The 14777-nt window shown below is 70.4% G+C and carries 11 protein-coding genes; 9 read left to right on the top strand and 2 right to left on the bottom strand.

Features of this window, described 5'->3' with window-relative positions; translation table 11 throughout:
* Positions 1-2: 2 nt before the first annotated feature.
* Positions 3-1211: a WXG100 family type VII secretion target gene (locus NZH93_RS50180; RefSeq protein ID WP_276024726.1), complete on the top strand. Its 1209-nt coding sequence runs from the start codon at positions 3-5 to the stop codon at positions 1209-1211.
* Between the two features lie 81 nt (positions 1212-1292).
* Here NZH93_RS50180 and mycP read toward each other — a convergent pair whose 3' ends face one another.
* Positions 1293-2714 carry a type VII secretion-associated serine protease mycosin gene (mycP, locus tag NZH93_RS36155; RefSeq protein WP_259627794.1) on the bottom strand — a complete coding sequence of 474 codons (1422 nt, stop codon included), beginning with the start codon at positions 2712-2714 and terminating at the stop codon, positions 1293-1295.
* A gap of 20 nt (positions 2715-2734) precedes the next feature.
* Positions 2735-4129 carry a type VII secretion integral membrane protein EccD gene (eccD, locus tag NZH93_RS36150; protein WP_259627793.1) on the bottom strand — a complete coding sequence of 465 codons (1395 nt, stop codon included), beginning with the start codon at positions 4127-4129 and terminating at the stop codon, positions 2735-2737.
* A 248-nt stretch (positions 4130-4377) separates the two neighbouring features.
* Here eccD and eccCa point away from each other — a divergent pair, with 248 nt between their 5' ends.
* The 8 genes from eccCa (at position 4378) to glmM (ending at position 14759) form a co-directional block, all read left to right on the top strand.
* On the top strand, positions 4378-8379 hold the full coding sequence (gene eccCa, locus NZH93_RS36145) for a type VII secretion protein EccCa (RefSeq protein ID WP_259627792.1): 4002 nt from the start codon (positions 4378-4380) through the stop codon (positions 8377-8379).
* A 579-nt stretch (positions 8380-8958) separates the two neighbouring features.
* A complete protein-coding gene (locus tag NZH93_RS36140) occupies positions 8959-10746 on the top strand; it encodes a type VII secretion-associated protein (protein WP_259627791.1) in 1788 nt (595 codons plus the stop codon).
* 19 nt (positions 10747-10765) lie between these two features.
* Positions 10766-11164: a hypothetical protein gene (locus NZH93_RS36135; protein WP_259627790.1), complete on the top strand. Its 399-nt coding sequence runs from the start codon at positions 10766-10768 to the stop codon at positions 11162-11164.
* A 152-nt stretch (positions 11165-11316) separates the two neighbouring features.
* Entirely contained in the window at positions 11317-11631 is a 315-nt protein-coding gene (locus tag NZH93_RS36130) for a WXG100 family type VII secretion target (protein WP_259627789.1), read from the top strand.
* Between the two features lie 67 nt (positions 11632-11698).
* Positions 11699-11992 (top strand): WXG100 family type VII secretion target, encoded by a 294-nt coding sequence (locus NZH93_RS36125; RefSeq protein WP_259627788.1) that lies wholly within the window; start codon positions 11699-11701, stop codon positions 11990-11992.
* 265 nt (positions 11993-12257) lie between these two features.
* Positions 12258-12701, top strand: coding sequence for a 50S ribosomal protein L13 (rplM, locus tag NZH93_RS36120; protein ID WP_259627787.1), 444 nt, complete (start codon positions 12258-12260; stop codon positions 12699-12701).
* Between the two features lie 29 nt (positions 12702-12730).
* A complete protein-coding gene (gene rpsI / locus NZH93_RS36115) occupies positions 12731-13306 on the top strand; it encodes a 30S ribosomal protein S9 (RefSeq protein ID WP_259627786.1) in 576 nt (191 codons plus the stop codon).
* Between the two features lie 118 nt (positions 13307-13424).
* The gene (gene glmM, locus NZH93_RS36110) at positions 13425-14759 is read left to right on the top strand and encodes a phosphoglucosamine mutase (protein ID WP_259627785.1); all 1335 of its coding nucleotides are present in this window, start codon (positions 13425-13427) and stop codon (positions 14757-14759) included.
* Positions 14760-14777 lie beyond the last annotated feature (18 nt).

Genomic DNA, 14777 nt, shown 5'->3' with positions numbered 1-14777 from the left:
ACATGCGAGGCAAGGACGGACGGCTGATCGAGTCGGAGGTCGGGGCCGAACTCGACTACCTGTCCCAGATCAGCCGCCGCCTCGGCGTCGCGGACCTGGTCGAGGACTACTTCGCGCCCGTCGTCGGCGACTGGAACGACCTCCACGACGAGGCCGAACGCTGGCGCGCGGCCGGACGAGCCGCGGAGAACGTGACCAAGGACCTGCTGAAACCGTTGGGGCGCTTGGACTCCGCGTGGCAGGGCGCGTCGGCGGACTCCTTCGTGGAGCACATGCGCAAGGTCGGGCTCGCGGGGAACGACATGACCGACGCGATGACCGCGATGGGCGACGCGCTCGACGAGACCGCCGAAGGCCTCCGCGGGATAGTGCAAGACATGTCACACGTGTTCCGGGACACAGCCGACGTGGTGTCCGGCGCGGCCGGGCTGCCGCTGGACGGCGACGCGCGGATCATCGGGCACCTCGACGAGCTCCGGGAGCCCGCGAAGGAGATGTACGAGTCGGTCCGGGACGTGCTGGAGGCGTTCCTCCGGCTGTGCGACGGGTTGAGCGGTGAGGACGCCGAGTTCGCCGGACCGAGGATGGAGCACCGGTACCCGGAGGAGAACTGGGCGTTCGCCGCGCCCGCCACCACGCCGCAGGCGGTGACCGCCGGGCCCGGTGTGGGGGCGGTTGCGGCCGCGGGTGGCGGTTCGATGAGCGGGACGCTGCCGACCGGCGGTGGTTCGGCGGGTGGCGGTTCGGTCGGCGGTGGCTCTGCGGGTGGCGGTTCGGTCGGCGGTGGTTCGGCCGGCGGTGGTTCGGCCGGCGGTGGTTCGGTTGGTGGCGGCTCTGCGGGTGGCGGTTCGGTCGGCGGTGGCTCTGCCGGTGGTTCGGTGGGTGGTGGCTCGGTCGGCGGTGTGGGGAGTGCCCCTGCGGCGGCTGAGCACGGCCCTACGCAGTCCGGGGGGTTCACGGCGGTGCAGGAACCCCACCCGGCGGACTCCGGCGCTGTGAGGCCCGCTGCGGCCGCGGCGGGCGGCGGTGGCGGCGCTGCCTCCGGCGGCCAGCCGATGGGCGGCGCGATGATGGGCGGCGCCCCGATGGGCGGCGGCGGCCAGCAGGGCGGCGACAAGGAGCACAAGTCCAAGGTCCGCCTCGCGGGCTCCACCGAGGACGTGCTCGGCAAACCGAAGAAGAGCGCCCCGCCGGTGCTGGGGCAGGACTAGACCGGCCGGTAGCGGACAGCGGAACGGGCGGTGTTCGGCGGATGTCACCGCCGGGCACCGCCCGTTCTCGTGCTGGTGGGGTCAGCCGCGGCGGACGACCGAGCGGCCGCGGGTGCGGCCCATGGTGTGGACGATGAACAGCGTCAGCAGCAGCAGTCCGACGCCGATCCCGGTGCCGGACAGGGCCACCACGAGCTGCGTGTTGTCCTTGTGCAGGCCGGGACCGAGGTCCGTGTTCAGCGGGGCGATCTGCGGGACCACCGCGCCCTCGGCCTCGGCGGGCAGGTCGGCCGTGAGCGCGGCGATCGGGTTGATCATCCCGGCGCCGACCTTGTGGTCGCGGCCGGACGGGTTGCCGGGGTGCTGCGCCGTCGCCGTGAGGCGGTCCATCACCTGCCGCGCGGTCAGGTTCGGGAACTTCTGCCGGACCAGCGCCGCGACACCCGCCACGTACGGCGAGGCGAACGAGGTGCCCTGGATCGTCGTCAGCGCACCCTGCTCGTCGGCGTTGGCGTTGGTCAGGCCGGTGCCCTTGGGGTCGATGGTGGTGATGTCCTCGCCGGGAGCGGCGATGCTGACCCACGGGCCCCACACGCTGAACGTCGACGGCTCGCCGAGCTTGTTGATCGACGCCACCGACAGCACGTCCTTGCTGTACCAGGGCGGGGACGCGATCACCTTCACGGTGTCCGGGTTCTGGTTGTCGTTCTGGTCCTTGCAGCCCGTCCCGTCCGAGCCGATGTTGCCCGCGGCGGTGACGATGACGGTGTCCATCTTGTTCACCGCCCAGTCGATGGCGGCCTGGAGCTTCCGCTCGCCCGCGCTCGGCGCCTTCGGCGAGTCGCACGACGTGAGCGAGATGTTGATGACGTCCGCGCCCTGGTCGACGGCCCGCACGATGGCCTGCGCGAGCGTCGTCACCTTGCCCGCGGACTTCCGCACGTCGGCGCCGGTCTTGTCCTTGAACTCGTACCGGTCGCTGGTCTGCCGGATCGCCAGGATCTCCGCGTCGGGGGCCGCCCCGACGAACCCGGTGTCGGGGTCCCGGCTGGCCGCCGCGACACCGGCGACCTCGGTCCCGTGCCCGTCGCAGTCGGTCGTGCCCTTCTCCGCCGTGACGACGTAGTCGCCCGTCGCCCTGACCCGACCCTTCAACCGCGGGTGCTCGGCCTCCACCCCGGTGTCGATGATCGCGATCTTCACGCCCTGGCCGGTGGCGAACTCGTGCGCCTCCTCCAGCCGCAGCACCATCTGCGCGCGCGGCTTGGGGACGAGCGCCCGGTTGCCGGTGCTGGAACCGATGCAGGCCTTGTTCGTGCGGGTGTACTCCACGTCGGACTTGGGCTCGGCGGGCGCGTCGAGCACGCTCGGGTCGACCGGCGGCGGCACCGAGTTCGGCGTGGTCTGGGCGACGGCGACGGGGCCTGCCAGCGGCCCGGTCGCGAGCAGCAGCGCGACGGCCGTCGCGGCGGCGGCCTTCTTGACGGTGCGGGAAACACGCATGGTGGGAGGTGTCCTCGCGGTCAGGGCGCGATCAGTTGGCGCATCACGATGTAGAGGTCCATCACGGCGAGCGCGAGCGGCAGCACGGAGGCGATGAGGATGCCCTCCAGCACGTCCACCGTGCGGCGGAGCACGGGCGAGAACTTCTGGTTCGGGAAGATCACGCCGAGCACCAGCGCCACGGCCGCGACGACGACCAGCGCGCCGAACACGTACAGCAGCCGGGTCGCGGGGGAGGAGTCCATCATCCAGCCGAGCAGCACGCCCGCACCCGCGACCATGCCGCTGGCGAGCAGCGCCACGGCCTGCGCGCCGTTCGCGTAGGCCCGGCCGCGGAGCAGCAGCACGAGGGTCACGGCGCCCGCGAGCAGCGGACCCCAGATCGTCCCGTCCGACGCGGCGATCACGGCGGCGACCGCGGTGACCGCGCCGCTGCCGATGATCATGCCGGTCATGTACTCGTGCGCCGTGGCGGTGCGCCGCTCGATGACGGCGTACTCCGGGAAGCCGGTGTCCTCCTTGAGGTCCTCCGCGCTCCCCGGCACGATCGGCAGCGGCAGCTTCGCCAACTGGATCGTGATCCTGGGCAGCACCGACAGCGCCGCCAGCGACACCGCCGCGGTCGCCGCCGCGATGCCCGGCGACGGGTGCGCGATCAGCGACGCGAACAGGAACGCGATGGCCCCGAGGCCCGCCGCGGTCGCGGCGGCCACGAACACCGTGATGCCCTGGCCGATCAGCAGGATGGCGGCCGACGCGAAGATCAGCACCAGCACGCTGCCCAGCAGCAGGTTCGGCCGCCCGAGCGAGCCGGGGACGATGTAGAGGCCGGACACGAACGCCATCGGGAGCGCGCCCGCGGCGACGACCAGCACACCGGTGTCGACCGCGCTGTAGGAGCGGGCGACGACCGCGCCCGCGGCGAGCGCCGCGACGGCCGTGACACCGGCGGTGATGGCGACCGGGAGGCTGCTGCCGCCCATCAGGCTGCCCGACATCAGCAGCGACACCGCGGCGGCGATCAGCGCCAGCGCGCCCGCGATGTGGCCGTAGCGGCGGGCGGTGTCCTTGGTCCACGGCCGGAAGCTGTCCGGGTTCGACTCCGCGATGGCGTCCACCACGTCGTCGAACAGCGGCGGCGGGGGGTTCTCGTTGCGCCTGCGGAGCTGGAGCAGATCACCGTCGACCACGCCGAGCGACGCCAGCGTGCGGCCGGGGTCGAGAGGGCTGTCGCCCAACCTCGCCAGGCACCAGCCGCCGTGCCGCACACCGCCGTCCGGAGTGGCCTCCTTGGCCATGTCCAGCAGCATCGGCAGCAGGTCGGCCACGGCGACGTCGGCGGGCAGAGCGACGTCGATGCGCGTCCGCGGCGCAACCACGGTCACCCGGCTGAAGACCGTCGTACCGGTTGCCACCAGTACCTCCTGAGTTTCTGTTTCGCTCGTTCCGCCGAACGGACACACCGGCCCGGCGAGCGACCCTAGTATGGCCGTACCGGTCACGTGCGCACCGGCGGTTCGGGGAAGACGTCCCACTTGGTCCTCCGCCGACCCGCGTGAGCCTCGCGGACACGTGAGCCCTAGTGTCCGGAAGTGCTGGTGGTGCGCCCGTGAAGCGGCGCAGTGGGGTTGTTCGACAAACGACTTGAAGAGGTGCCTGTCAGGTGAGCACGCTGCAGTTCAAGCGAACGCCACGCCTCGCTGCCCCGCGGCCGCCCGGTGGCGAGGTGCACCTCGAACCACCGCCCGAGGTGCCCCGGATCATCCCCGGCAACATCATGATGAAGGCGCTGCCCGCCGTCATGATCGCCTCTTCGCTCGGGATGATGGCGCTGATGTTCAGCACCGGCTCCAGGGCTCCCGCCGCGATGATCATGCCGGGCATGATGATGATCTCGACCGTCGGCATGATGGCCGGCGGCATGGGCAGCGGCAAGGGCCAGAAGAAGGCCGAGATGAACGAGGACCGCAAGGACTACCTGCGGTACCTCGGCCAGATGCGGGACCGCGCCCGTGAGGCAGCCGACGAGCAGCGCGCGGAGCGCGAGTGGGTCCACCCCGACCCGCAGATGCTGTGGTCGCTCGCCACCACCCGCCGCATGTGGGAGCGCCGCCAGAACGACCCAGACTTCTGCCACCTGCGCGCGGGCCGCGGCTCGCAGCGGCTGGCCACCCGGCTCGTGCCGCCGCAGACCGGCCCCGTCGAGGAGCTGGAGCCGATCGCGACGCTGGCGCTGCGCCGCTTCGTGCGCGCCCACTCGCTCGTGCCGGAACTGCCGATCTCCATCGCGCTGCGCGGGTTCGCCGCGGTCGGCCTGATCGGCGACACCGAGATCAAACGGGGCCTCGCCAGGGCGCTGCTGGCCCAGCTCGCCACGTTCCACTGCCCGGACGACCTGCTGATCGCCGTCGTCACCACCGGCCGCACCAAGGCCCAGTGGGAGTGGGCGAAGTGGCTGCCGCACGTGCAGCACCCGACGATCGTCGACGGCATCGGCCAGATGCGGATGATGGCGGGCTCGCTCGCCGAGGTCGAGCAGATGCTGGACGAGCAGCTCCGCGACCGCCAGCGGTTCACCCGCAACGCGCCGCCGCCCGCCGACCAGCCGCACATCGTGATCGTGATCGACGACGGCGACGTGACCCGCGAAGAGCAGATCCTGCTCGAAGAGGGCCTCGTCGGCGTGACGCTGCTCGACCTGTCGGAGTCGCTGGGCAACCTGACCGCCCGCCGCGGCCTGCGGCTGGTGATCGAGGACGACAAGCTTGGCGCCCGCAGCGCCAGCGGCGTCGAGTGGTTCGGCCGTCCCGACTGGCTGAGCCTGGTCGAGGTCGAGGCGCTCGCCCGCCGCCTCTCGCCGTACCGGGTCGGCGGCGTCGACACCGGTGGCAGCGAGGAGGACCCGCTGTCGATGAGCAACAACCCGCCGCTGCTGGAGTTCCTGAACATCCCCGGCGACCCGATGACGTTCGACGTGCAGCAGGCGTGGCGGCCGAGGCCGGTGCGCGACCGCTACCGGGTGCCGTTCGGCATCGGCGAGTTCGGTCAGCAGGTCGAGCTGGACATCAAGGAATCCGCGATGGAGGGCATGGGTCCGCACGGCCTGTGCATCGGCGCGACCGGTTCCGGCAAGTCGGAGTTCCTGCGCACCCTCGTGCTGGGCATGCTGGCCACGCACTCGTCGACCTCGCTCAACATGATCCTGGTCGACTTCAAGGGTGGCGCGACGTTCCTGGGCCTGGACAAGGCGCCGCACGTCGCCGCGACGATCACCAACCTCGCGGGCGACCTGACGCTGGTCGACCGCATGAAGGACGCCATCGCGGGTGAGGTGTCGCGCCGCCAGGAGGTGCTGGCGAAGGGCAACTACAAGAACGTCTGGGACTACGAGAAGGCGCGCGAGAACGGCGCCGACCTCGACCCGCTGCCCGCGCTGTTCATCTGCATCGACGAGTTCTCCGAGATGCTGACGGCGAAGCCGGACTTCATCGACATCTTCCTCCAGATCGGTCGAGTCGGCCGCTCGCTCCAGATCCACATGCTGCTCGCCTCGCAGCGCCTCGAAGAGGGCAAGCTGCGCGGTCTGGACACGTTCCTGTCCTACCGGATCGGTCTGAAGACGTTCTCCGCGGCCGAGTCCCGCGCGGCGATCGGCGTGCCCGACGCGTACGAGCTGCCGCCCATCCCCGGCTCCGGCTACCTGGGCATCCAGGGGTCGCCGCTGGTGCGGTTCAAGGCCCTCTACGTGTCCGGCCCGTACCGGCCCGCCGGTCTCCAGGCCGCTGGCCCGTCCGCCGCGGTCAGCGGCGACAAGCGGCCCCGCTACTTCGTGCCGGACTACATCGAGATCCCCAAGGAGCCGATCCGGCCGATCGCGCCGGTCGTCGAGGAGAAGAAGGAAGACAGCAACGAGCCCAGCCAGCTCGAGGTCATCGTCAACAAGCTCGTCGGCCAGGGCCCGCCCGCGCACGAGGTGTGGCTGCCCCCGCTGAACGAGCCGCCGTCGCTGGACACGATGCTGCCCCCGTTGCAGCCCACCGAGGACCGCGGCCTCACGTCGCCGGGCTTCGTCACCAACGGCAAGCTCCAGGTCGCCATCGGCGTCGTGGACAAGCCGTTCGAACAACGCCGCGACCTGCTGTGGGCGGACTTCTCCGGTGCCGCGGGCCACGGCGCGATCGTCGGCGGCCCGCAGTCGGGCAAGTCGATGATGCTGCGCACGCTCATCACGTCGATGGCGCTCACGCACACCCCGCAGGAGGTGCAGTTCTACTGCCTCGACCTCGGTGGTGGCACGCTCGCCGCGCTGGAGCGGATGCCGCACGTCGGTGGTTTCGCCAGCAGGCTGGACGTGGACAAGTCGCGCCGCATGGTCGCCGAGCTGACCGGGTTGATCTCCGAGCGCGAGCAGCGGTTCCGCGCGCAGGGCATCGACTCGATGGTCGAGTTCCGCAACCGCAAGCGGCGCGGGGAGATCAAGGACGACGCCTTCGGCGACGCGTTCCTGATCGTCGACGGCTGGATGAACTTCCGCCAGGAGTTCGACACCCTCGAACCGCTGGTGCAGCAGTTGGCGGCGCAGGGCCTGTCCTACGGCGTGCACGTCGTCATCGCCGCGAACCGGTGGGCCGAGATCCGGCCTGCCATGAAGGACCTGCTGGGCACCAGGTTCGAGCTGCGCCTCGGTGACCCGAGCGAGTCCGATGTGGACCGCAAGGTCGCCGTCAACATCCCGCCCGGCAGGCCCGGTCGAGGGCTCTCCCCGCAGAAGCTGCACTTCCTCACCGCGCTGCCCCGCATCGACGCCTCGTCCGACCCGACGAACGTCGCCGCCGGCATCGCCGACCTCATCGGCAAGGTCAACCAGGCGTGGCGCGGCCCGCACGCCCCGGCCGTCCGCCTGCTGCCCGACCTGCTGCCGTACCCGCAGCTCATCGCCCAGGCCGACCAGGTGAGGCCGAACCGCGGCCACATGGTCCCGATCGGCGTGGACGAGGACGAGCTGGCCCCGGTCTACCTGGACTTCGACAACGACCCGCACTTCATGTCGCTGGCCGACGGCGAGTCCGGCAAGACCGGCATGCTCCGCGCGATCGTGCGCGGCATCATGACGCAGTACACGTCGTCGGAAGCCCTGATCCTGCTGGTGGACTACCGCCGCACGATGCTCGGCTTCATCGACACCGACCACCTGCTCAGCTACGCGGTCTCGTCCGCGCAGCTCGTCGACCTGGTCAAGGACGTCCGCGGCTCGATGGTCGGCAGGCTCCCCGGCCCGGACGTCACCCAGGACCAGCTCCGCAACCGGTCCTGGTGGAAGGGCCCGGAGCTGTTCGTCATCGTCGACGACTACGACCTCGTCGCCCCGCAGGGCGGCCAGAACCCCTTGCAGCCCTTGGCGGAGTTCATCCCGCAGGCCAAGGACGTCGGTCTCCACATCGTCGTCGTCCGCCGCATGGGTGGCGCCTCGCGCGCCATGTTCGACCCGATCATCGGCAAGCTGAAGGAGATCGCCTCGCCGTTCATGATCGGCAGCGGCTCCAAGGAGGAGGGCAACCTCGTGGGCAACCTCAAGGCGTCGCCGCAGCCTCCCGGCCGGGGCACGCTGGTCACCCGCAAGAACGGCCAGCAGCGCGTCCAGTTCGCCTGGGTCGACCCGGAGTAGAGCACCTCGACACGACGAGAGGCCCGCGGCGCACGCCGCGGGCCTCTCGTCGTCCGCCGACCTGTCGACGAACGGATCCCGCGGGCCGGACCGGTGGGGGAGCACCGGTCGGATCCGCGGGATCGGTTCCCCAGCTCGTCACCGCAATGCTCCCGAAGCGTGGGAACCACCCCCCTTGGGATTCCCGCCGCCCGCTCGCACCCCCACCGGAGAACCGGATCCCCCCAACCTCGGCAACCGGTGTTTCCGCTGGTGGCAACTCTGCCGCGGTGAACGAACGCCACTCTGCCCGGTGCCGCTCACGCGGCGCTCACACTCCGGCCACACCGCGACCGATTGCCATATGCTGGGCGGGCGCGGGGGGAGAAGCGTTCGGTGAGGGTGGGGTTCGGAGTCCTGGGGCCGCTCGACGGTGATCCGCGCGTCGCCGTCGCCCGTGCGAACTTCGAGGCACTGGGGAGACCGTGAACCGGCCGGTCACCGAGGTCGTACCGTCTGGAGGACGGGCTGCGGCACGCTCCCGGACGGCATCGGGTATGCATGTGTCGCCCGGCTGTCCTGCCGGATGAGGGGATTCGGATGAGCTTGCACGTCGCGGTCGACTTCGGCACGTCCAGCACCTGCGTCGCGATGTCGGTGCACGGGCGGGAGCCGCAGGTCGTCGTGTTCGACGGTCAGCCGCTCGTGCCCTCCGCCGTGTTCGCCGCCGCCGACGGCACCCTGTTCGTCGGCCACGAGGCCGAGCGGCAGGCCGCCGTCGACCCGTCGCGGTACGAGCCGAACCCGAAGCGCCGGATCGACGACGGCGAACTGCTGCTCGGCACCAGCGTGCTGCGGGTGTCCGACGTGGTGCGCGCGGTGCTGGGGCGCGCGGTGGGCGAGGCCAGGCGGGTCGCGGGCGGGATGCCGGTGGACCTCCTCGTGCTCACCCACCCCGCCGACTGGGGTGCCGTGCGGACCCGCGTGCTGCTCCAGGCCGCGAGCGGGCTCGCCAACGACGTGCGCCTGGTGCCCGAACCGGTGGCCGCCGCGGTGTTCCACTCCGCGGGCCACGCCATGGCGGAGGGCGCGACGCTGGCCGTGCTCGACCTCGGGGCGGGCACGGTGGACGCGACGGTGATCAGCCGCCAGGGCGGCGCGTTCCGCGTGCTGGCCACCAAGGGCGACCAGAGCTTCGGCGGCGCGGACGTCGACCAGATGCTGCTGGAGCACCTCGGCTCGCAGGTGCCGCCCGGCGACCGCGACGGGTGGCGGCAGCTCGTGGAGGGCCAGGCGCTGGCCGACCGCCGTCGACGGCGGGTGCTGCGCCAGGACGTGCGGGGCGCCAAGGAGACGTTGTCGCGGCACGCGTACACCGACGTGCCGATGCCGCCGCCGTTCCCCGACGCGCACGTCACGCGCGGTGACCTGGAGCGGCTGATCAGCGCCCCGCTCAACCGGGCCGTCGCGCTGGTGCTCGGCGCCGTCCGGAACACCGGGCTGAACCCGCGCCAGCTCGCCGGGATCTTCCTGGTGGGCGGGTCGAGCCGGATCCCGATGGTCGCCAGGCTGGTCATGGAGCAGTCCGGGGTCGTGCCGACGAGCATCGACCAGCCGGAGACCGTGGTCGCCAGGGGCGCGCTGCGCGCCGTGAACGTGGAGCAGGCCCAGCCGCCGAAACCCCTTCCACCGGAGGACGACACCCGCAAGATCACCCGGCGCATCGGCGCTGCCGAGAGCTTCCGCGGCGCATTCCCCCCGACCCCCGCGCCGGGATTCCCGCAGCAGTCCGTCGTCCAGGTGGTCAAGATCCCGGCCAAACACCGGTCGCGCGTTCCACTGCTCGTCATCGGCGCTGTTCTGCTGGTCGCGGTGATAGGCGCTTCGGTCGCCTATGCGCTCACGAAGAAGGACACGCCGAATTCCGGTGGAACGAGTAGTTCACAAACCGCGCCATCCGGTAAACCGATAGCGATGTACGACTACAGCTTCACCGCGCCTGCCGAATGGAATCAGAGCGGCGGCGATCCCGCGTCCCGCAAGGTGCAGTTGCGTCCCAGTGGTGGGGAATCGTCGAAGGACGTCATCGCTGTGCAAGAGCAAAAGCTCACCTACGACGCCTCGGCTGATCGCGACCGGGCCGTGGGTGAACTGCGGGCGGCGTACGAAAGTGCACAGAACCTTGCCGATTTCACCCCGTCGACGCGCTTCGCCGACAAGGATGTCGTGTACTACAAGGAACGGCCGCAGGGCGTGACCATCGACTGGTACATCGTGCTCAAGGGTGACGCGCAGGTCAGCGTCGGCTGTCAGTACACGCCCTCGGGCGAGGAACGGGTCCGCGCCGCGTGCGAGCAGGTGGTCCGCACGATGACCGTGACCAGTTGATCCACCAGGAGGGTTGGGCATGACCTCGGAAGCGTTCGCCCGGTTCCGCGCGGACCTCGCGGCGGCCGTCACCAGGGGGCGTCGGGCCGCGTCCGACGCCGGTGTGCGCAACGACGCGGCCCGCGCCCGCACCCGTGAACTGGCCCAGCGGGCCAGGGAGAAGAAGGCCGAGCCCGGTGTGCCCGCCACGTCGCCGGACGTGCGCCGGGTGGCCGGTGGGTTCCGCGAGGAGCGCGGGCTGCCGGTCGAGGAGTTCCCCGAGACGGGTGAAACGTTTGCTCCCGAAAAGACGACCGACGCGAATGCAAATACTCCGCCGACCACTCCGAGTTCACGTCCCGCACCCGGCCCGAGGGGTCAACTACCCCGTCGGAGCGACGATGACGAGGACTTTTCGCAAGGGCAAATCCTCTACTGACCGTGATGGGCCCACCCGGCGCCGTTCACTAGAGCAACTGTTTCGAAGGAATCCGCGACAAGACGGAACCGGCATGGCACTGTGTCCGTCGTAGGGGCAGTGCAAGCCGAGATCGTGCGGCCCGAAGAGTGACTACGTAGGGGGTTTTCCCAATGGCCAGGCTTTCAACCGGTAGCCAGGAACTGCTGACCGCTGGTCAGGACATCGTCAACACAGGCGATTCCATCGACGGCATCCTGAAGAGCCTCAACGGCATCATCGACAGCATCGGCGCCCAGTGGCAGGGTACTGCCAAGGACGCGTTCATGACGCTGAACACCCGGTTCGACGAGGACGCCAAGAAGCTGAACCAGGCGCTGAAGGAGATCGCCGAGCAGATGACCGGTGGCGCGAACCTGTACATCCAGCAGCAGGAAGAGCAGTCGCAGGCGATGAGCAGCGTGGCGAACCGCCTCGGCGGCAACTGATCTCGCCCGTTCGACATCTGTTCGACCATTCCGTTTTTTCACCGCTGAATAGGACTTGGGGAATTTCATGAACGACCAGCAGATTACAGTCGACTTCGGCCACCTGGAGGGTCTCGCGGGGGACATCAGCTCCCAGGCGAGCACGCTCGACAGCACGCTCGAGGACCTGAAGAGCCGCATCGCCCCCGTCGTGGCGCAGTGGGAAGGTGGCGCCGGTGAGGCGTACACCGCCGCCCAGCACAACTGGGACACCGCCGCGGCCGACCTCCAGCAGGTGCTCGCGCAGATCGCCACGGCCGTTCGCGCCGCCGGTGAGTCCTTCGCGCAGGGCGAGCAGCAGAACACCGCCCGCTGGGGCTAGAACTTCCGTCACCCAGCGTGACCTCGCGGGCTCTGGAACCCTCCGGTTCCGGGGCCCGCGCACGTTTTGCCCGCCGGTTGGCGGGGGCCGTTTTGACCCGGCCACGACCCAACCGGTATCTTCCTACGTTGTTGTGCGGTATCCGGTGCGACATTGCGCGCCGCGTGTGTTCTGGTCCACTTGCCCAGCTCGTTCTCGAGGGGCAATGCGGCCTGGAGCAGCCGCCGCAATGTCCACCAGACGCAAGTGACGACGAGGTAGATCCGTGCGCACGTACAGCCCGAAGGCCGGCGAGGTGACCCGCGCCTGGCATGTGATCGACGCCCAGGACGTGGTGCTCGGTCGGCTCGCCACCCAGGCCGCGACGCTGCTGCGCGGCAAGCACAAGCCGACTTACGCCCCGCATGTCGACACTGGCGACTTCGTCGTCATCATCAATGCTGACAAGGTTGCCCTCACCGGCAACAAGCGGGACCAGGAGTTCGTCTACCGCCACAGCGGTCACCCGGGCGGTCTGCGCAAGCAGTCGTTCGGTGAGGTGCTTGACACCCGCGCTGACCGGCTCGTCGAGAAGGCCATCAAGGGCATGCTGCCCAAGAACCGCCTCGGCAGCGTGATCGGCAGCAAGCTGAAGGTCTACAGCGGCCCTGAGCACCCCCACGCAGCGCAGCAGCCGCAGCCCTTCGAGATCACCAAGATCGCCCAGTGACCGGCGACGAGCACACCGAGGAAGTCACTGTGACCACCCCTGAGAACGAAGTCGAGGCCGTCGAGACCGACGCCGTCGACGCCGTTGAGGCCGACGACGCCACCGAGGTCGACGCCACCGAGGTCGAGGCCGTCGAGGCCGACGCCGAGGAGACCGACGCCGAAGAGGGCGACGACGAGGTCGTCGCGCCCGTCGTCAAGCACTCGCTGAACGGTGCCCACCACCTCGCGCAGACCGTTGGTCGGCGCAAGGAGGCCATCGTCCGCGTGCGCCTCGTTCCCGGCACCGGCAAGTTCACGCTCAACGGCAAGAGCCTCGAGCAGTACTTCCCGAACAAGGTGCACCAGCAGCTCATCCGTGAGCCCCTGGTCACCACGGAGAAGCCCGAGACGTTCGACGTGCTCGCCACCCTGCGTGGCGGCGGCACCACCGGCCAGGCCGGTGCGCTCCGCCTCGCCATCGCGCGTGCGCTGATCGCGATCGACATCGAGGACCGCCCGGTCCTCAAGAAGGCCGGCTTCCTCACTCGTGACCCGCGGGTCAAGGAGCGCAAGAAGTACGGTCTGAAGAAGGCCCGCAAGGCGCCCCAGTACAGCAAGCGCTGATCGAGCCCTCACCCAGCTTCACCCCTGCGGGAGCAGCCAGTTCTTCACCGAACTGCTGCTCCCGCAGTGCTTTCCGGCCCCATTTGCTGTGCGGTTGATCACGGAGGACCCTCGGATCATGGCTCGCCTGTTCGGCACCGACGGAGTACGCGGTCTCGCCAATGCGGACCTCACCCCCGAACTGGCACTGTCCGTGGCGGCGGCCGCGGCGCGGGTGCTCGCCGAGCACGACCGAACCCACCGCCCGGTGGCGCTGGTCGGTCGTGACCCGCGGGCCAGCGGCGAGATGCTGGAGGCCGCGGTCGTCGCCGGTCTCAGCTCCGCGGGCGCCGACGTGCTGCGGGTCGGTGTCCTGCCGACGCCCGCCGTCGCGTTCCTGGTGGCCGCGCTGGGCGCGGACGTCGGCGTGATGATCTCCGCGTCGCACAACGCCATGCCGGACAACGGGATCAAGCTGTTCGCCGCGGGCGGCCACAAGCTCCCGGACTCGGTCGAGGACGAGATCGAGCAGAAGATGCTCACCCACGACGGCCGCCCGACGGGTGCCGCCATCGGTCGGGTCCGCGACGTCGAGGACGCCGAGGTCCAGTACGTCGAGCACCTGCTCAAGATCACCCCGCACCGCCTCGAAGGCATCAAGGTCGTCGTGGACTGCGCGAACGGCGCCGCCTCGATCGCCGCGCCGGACGCCTACCGCCGCGCGGGCGCCGAGGTCGTGGAGATCAACTCCACGCCGGACGGCCTGAACATCAACGACAACTGCGGATCGACGCACCTCGACGTCGTGCGCGCCGCGGTCCTCGAACACGGAGCCGACCTTGGCATCGCCCACGACGGCGACGCCGACCGGTGCCTCGCGGTGGACGCGCGGGGCAACGAGGTCGACGGCGACCAGATCATGGCCGTCATCGCCGTCGCCATGCGCGACGCGGGCGAGCTGACCGACAACACGCTCGTCGCGACGGTGATGAGCAACCTCGGCCTGCACATCGCCATGCGCGAGCAGGGCATCGCGCTCCGCACGACCGGGGTGGGCGACCGGTACGTGCTGGAGGAGCTGCGCTCCGGCGGTCTCGCGCTCGGCGGCGAGCAGTCCGGCCACGTCGTCCTCCCGGCGCACGCCACGACCGGCGACGGCCTGCTGACCGCGCTGCGCCTGATGGCGCGGATGGCGGAGACCGGCAAGTCCCTCGCCGAGCTGGCGGGCGTGATGAGCAGGCTCCCGCAGGTCCTGATCAACGTCCGCGTGTCGGACAAGGCCGTGGTGGCGAAGGACACATCGGTCAGCGACGCCGTCGCGGAGGTCATCGCCGAGCTGGGTGACACCGGCCGCGTGCTGCTGCGCCCGTCGGGCACCGAGCAGCTCGTCCGGGTGATGGTCGAGGCCACCAGCCACGAGGTCGCCGAGTCCGCCGCGCGCAGGCTCGCCGGTGTGGTTTCCTCGGTGCACTGATCCGGAGTTGGGGGCGGG

This window comes from Umezawaea endophytica (genome assembly GCF_025061645.1).
Taxonomy (GTDB): Bacteria; Actinomycetota; Actinomycetes; order Mycobacteriales; family Pseudonocardiaceae; genus Umezawaea; species Umezawaea endophytica.
Note: the sequence above shows the minus strand (reverse complement) of the source record. Positions and strands in the feature narration are given on the sequence as shown.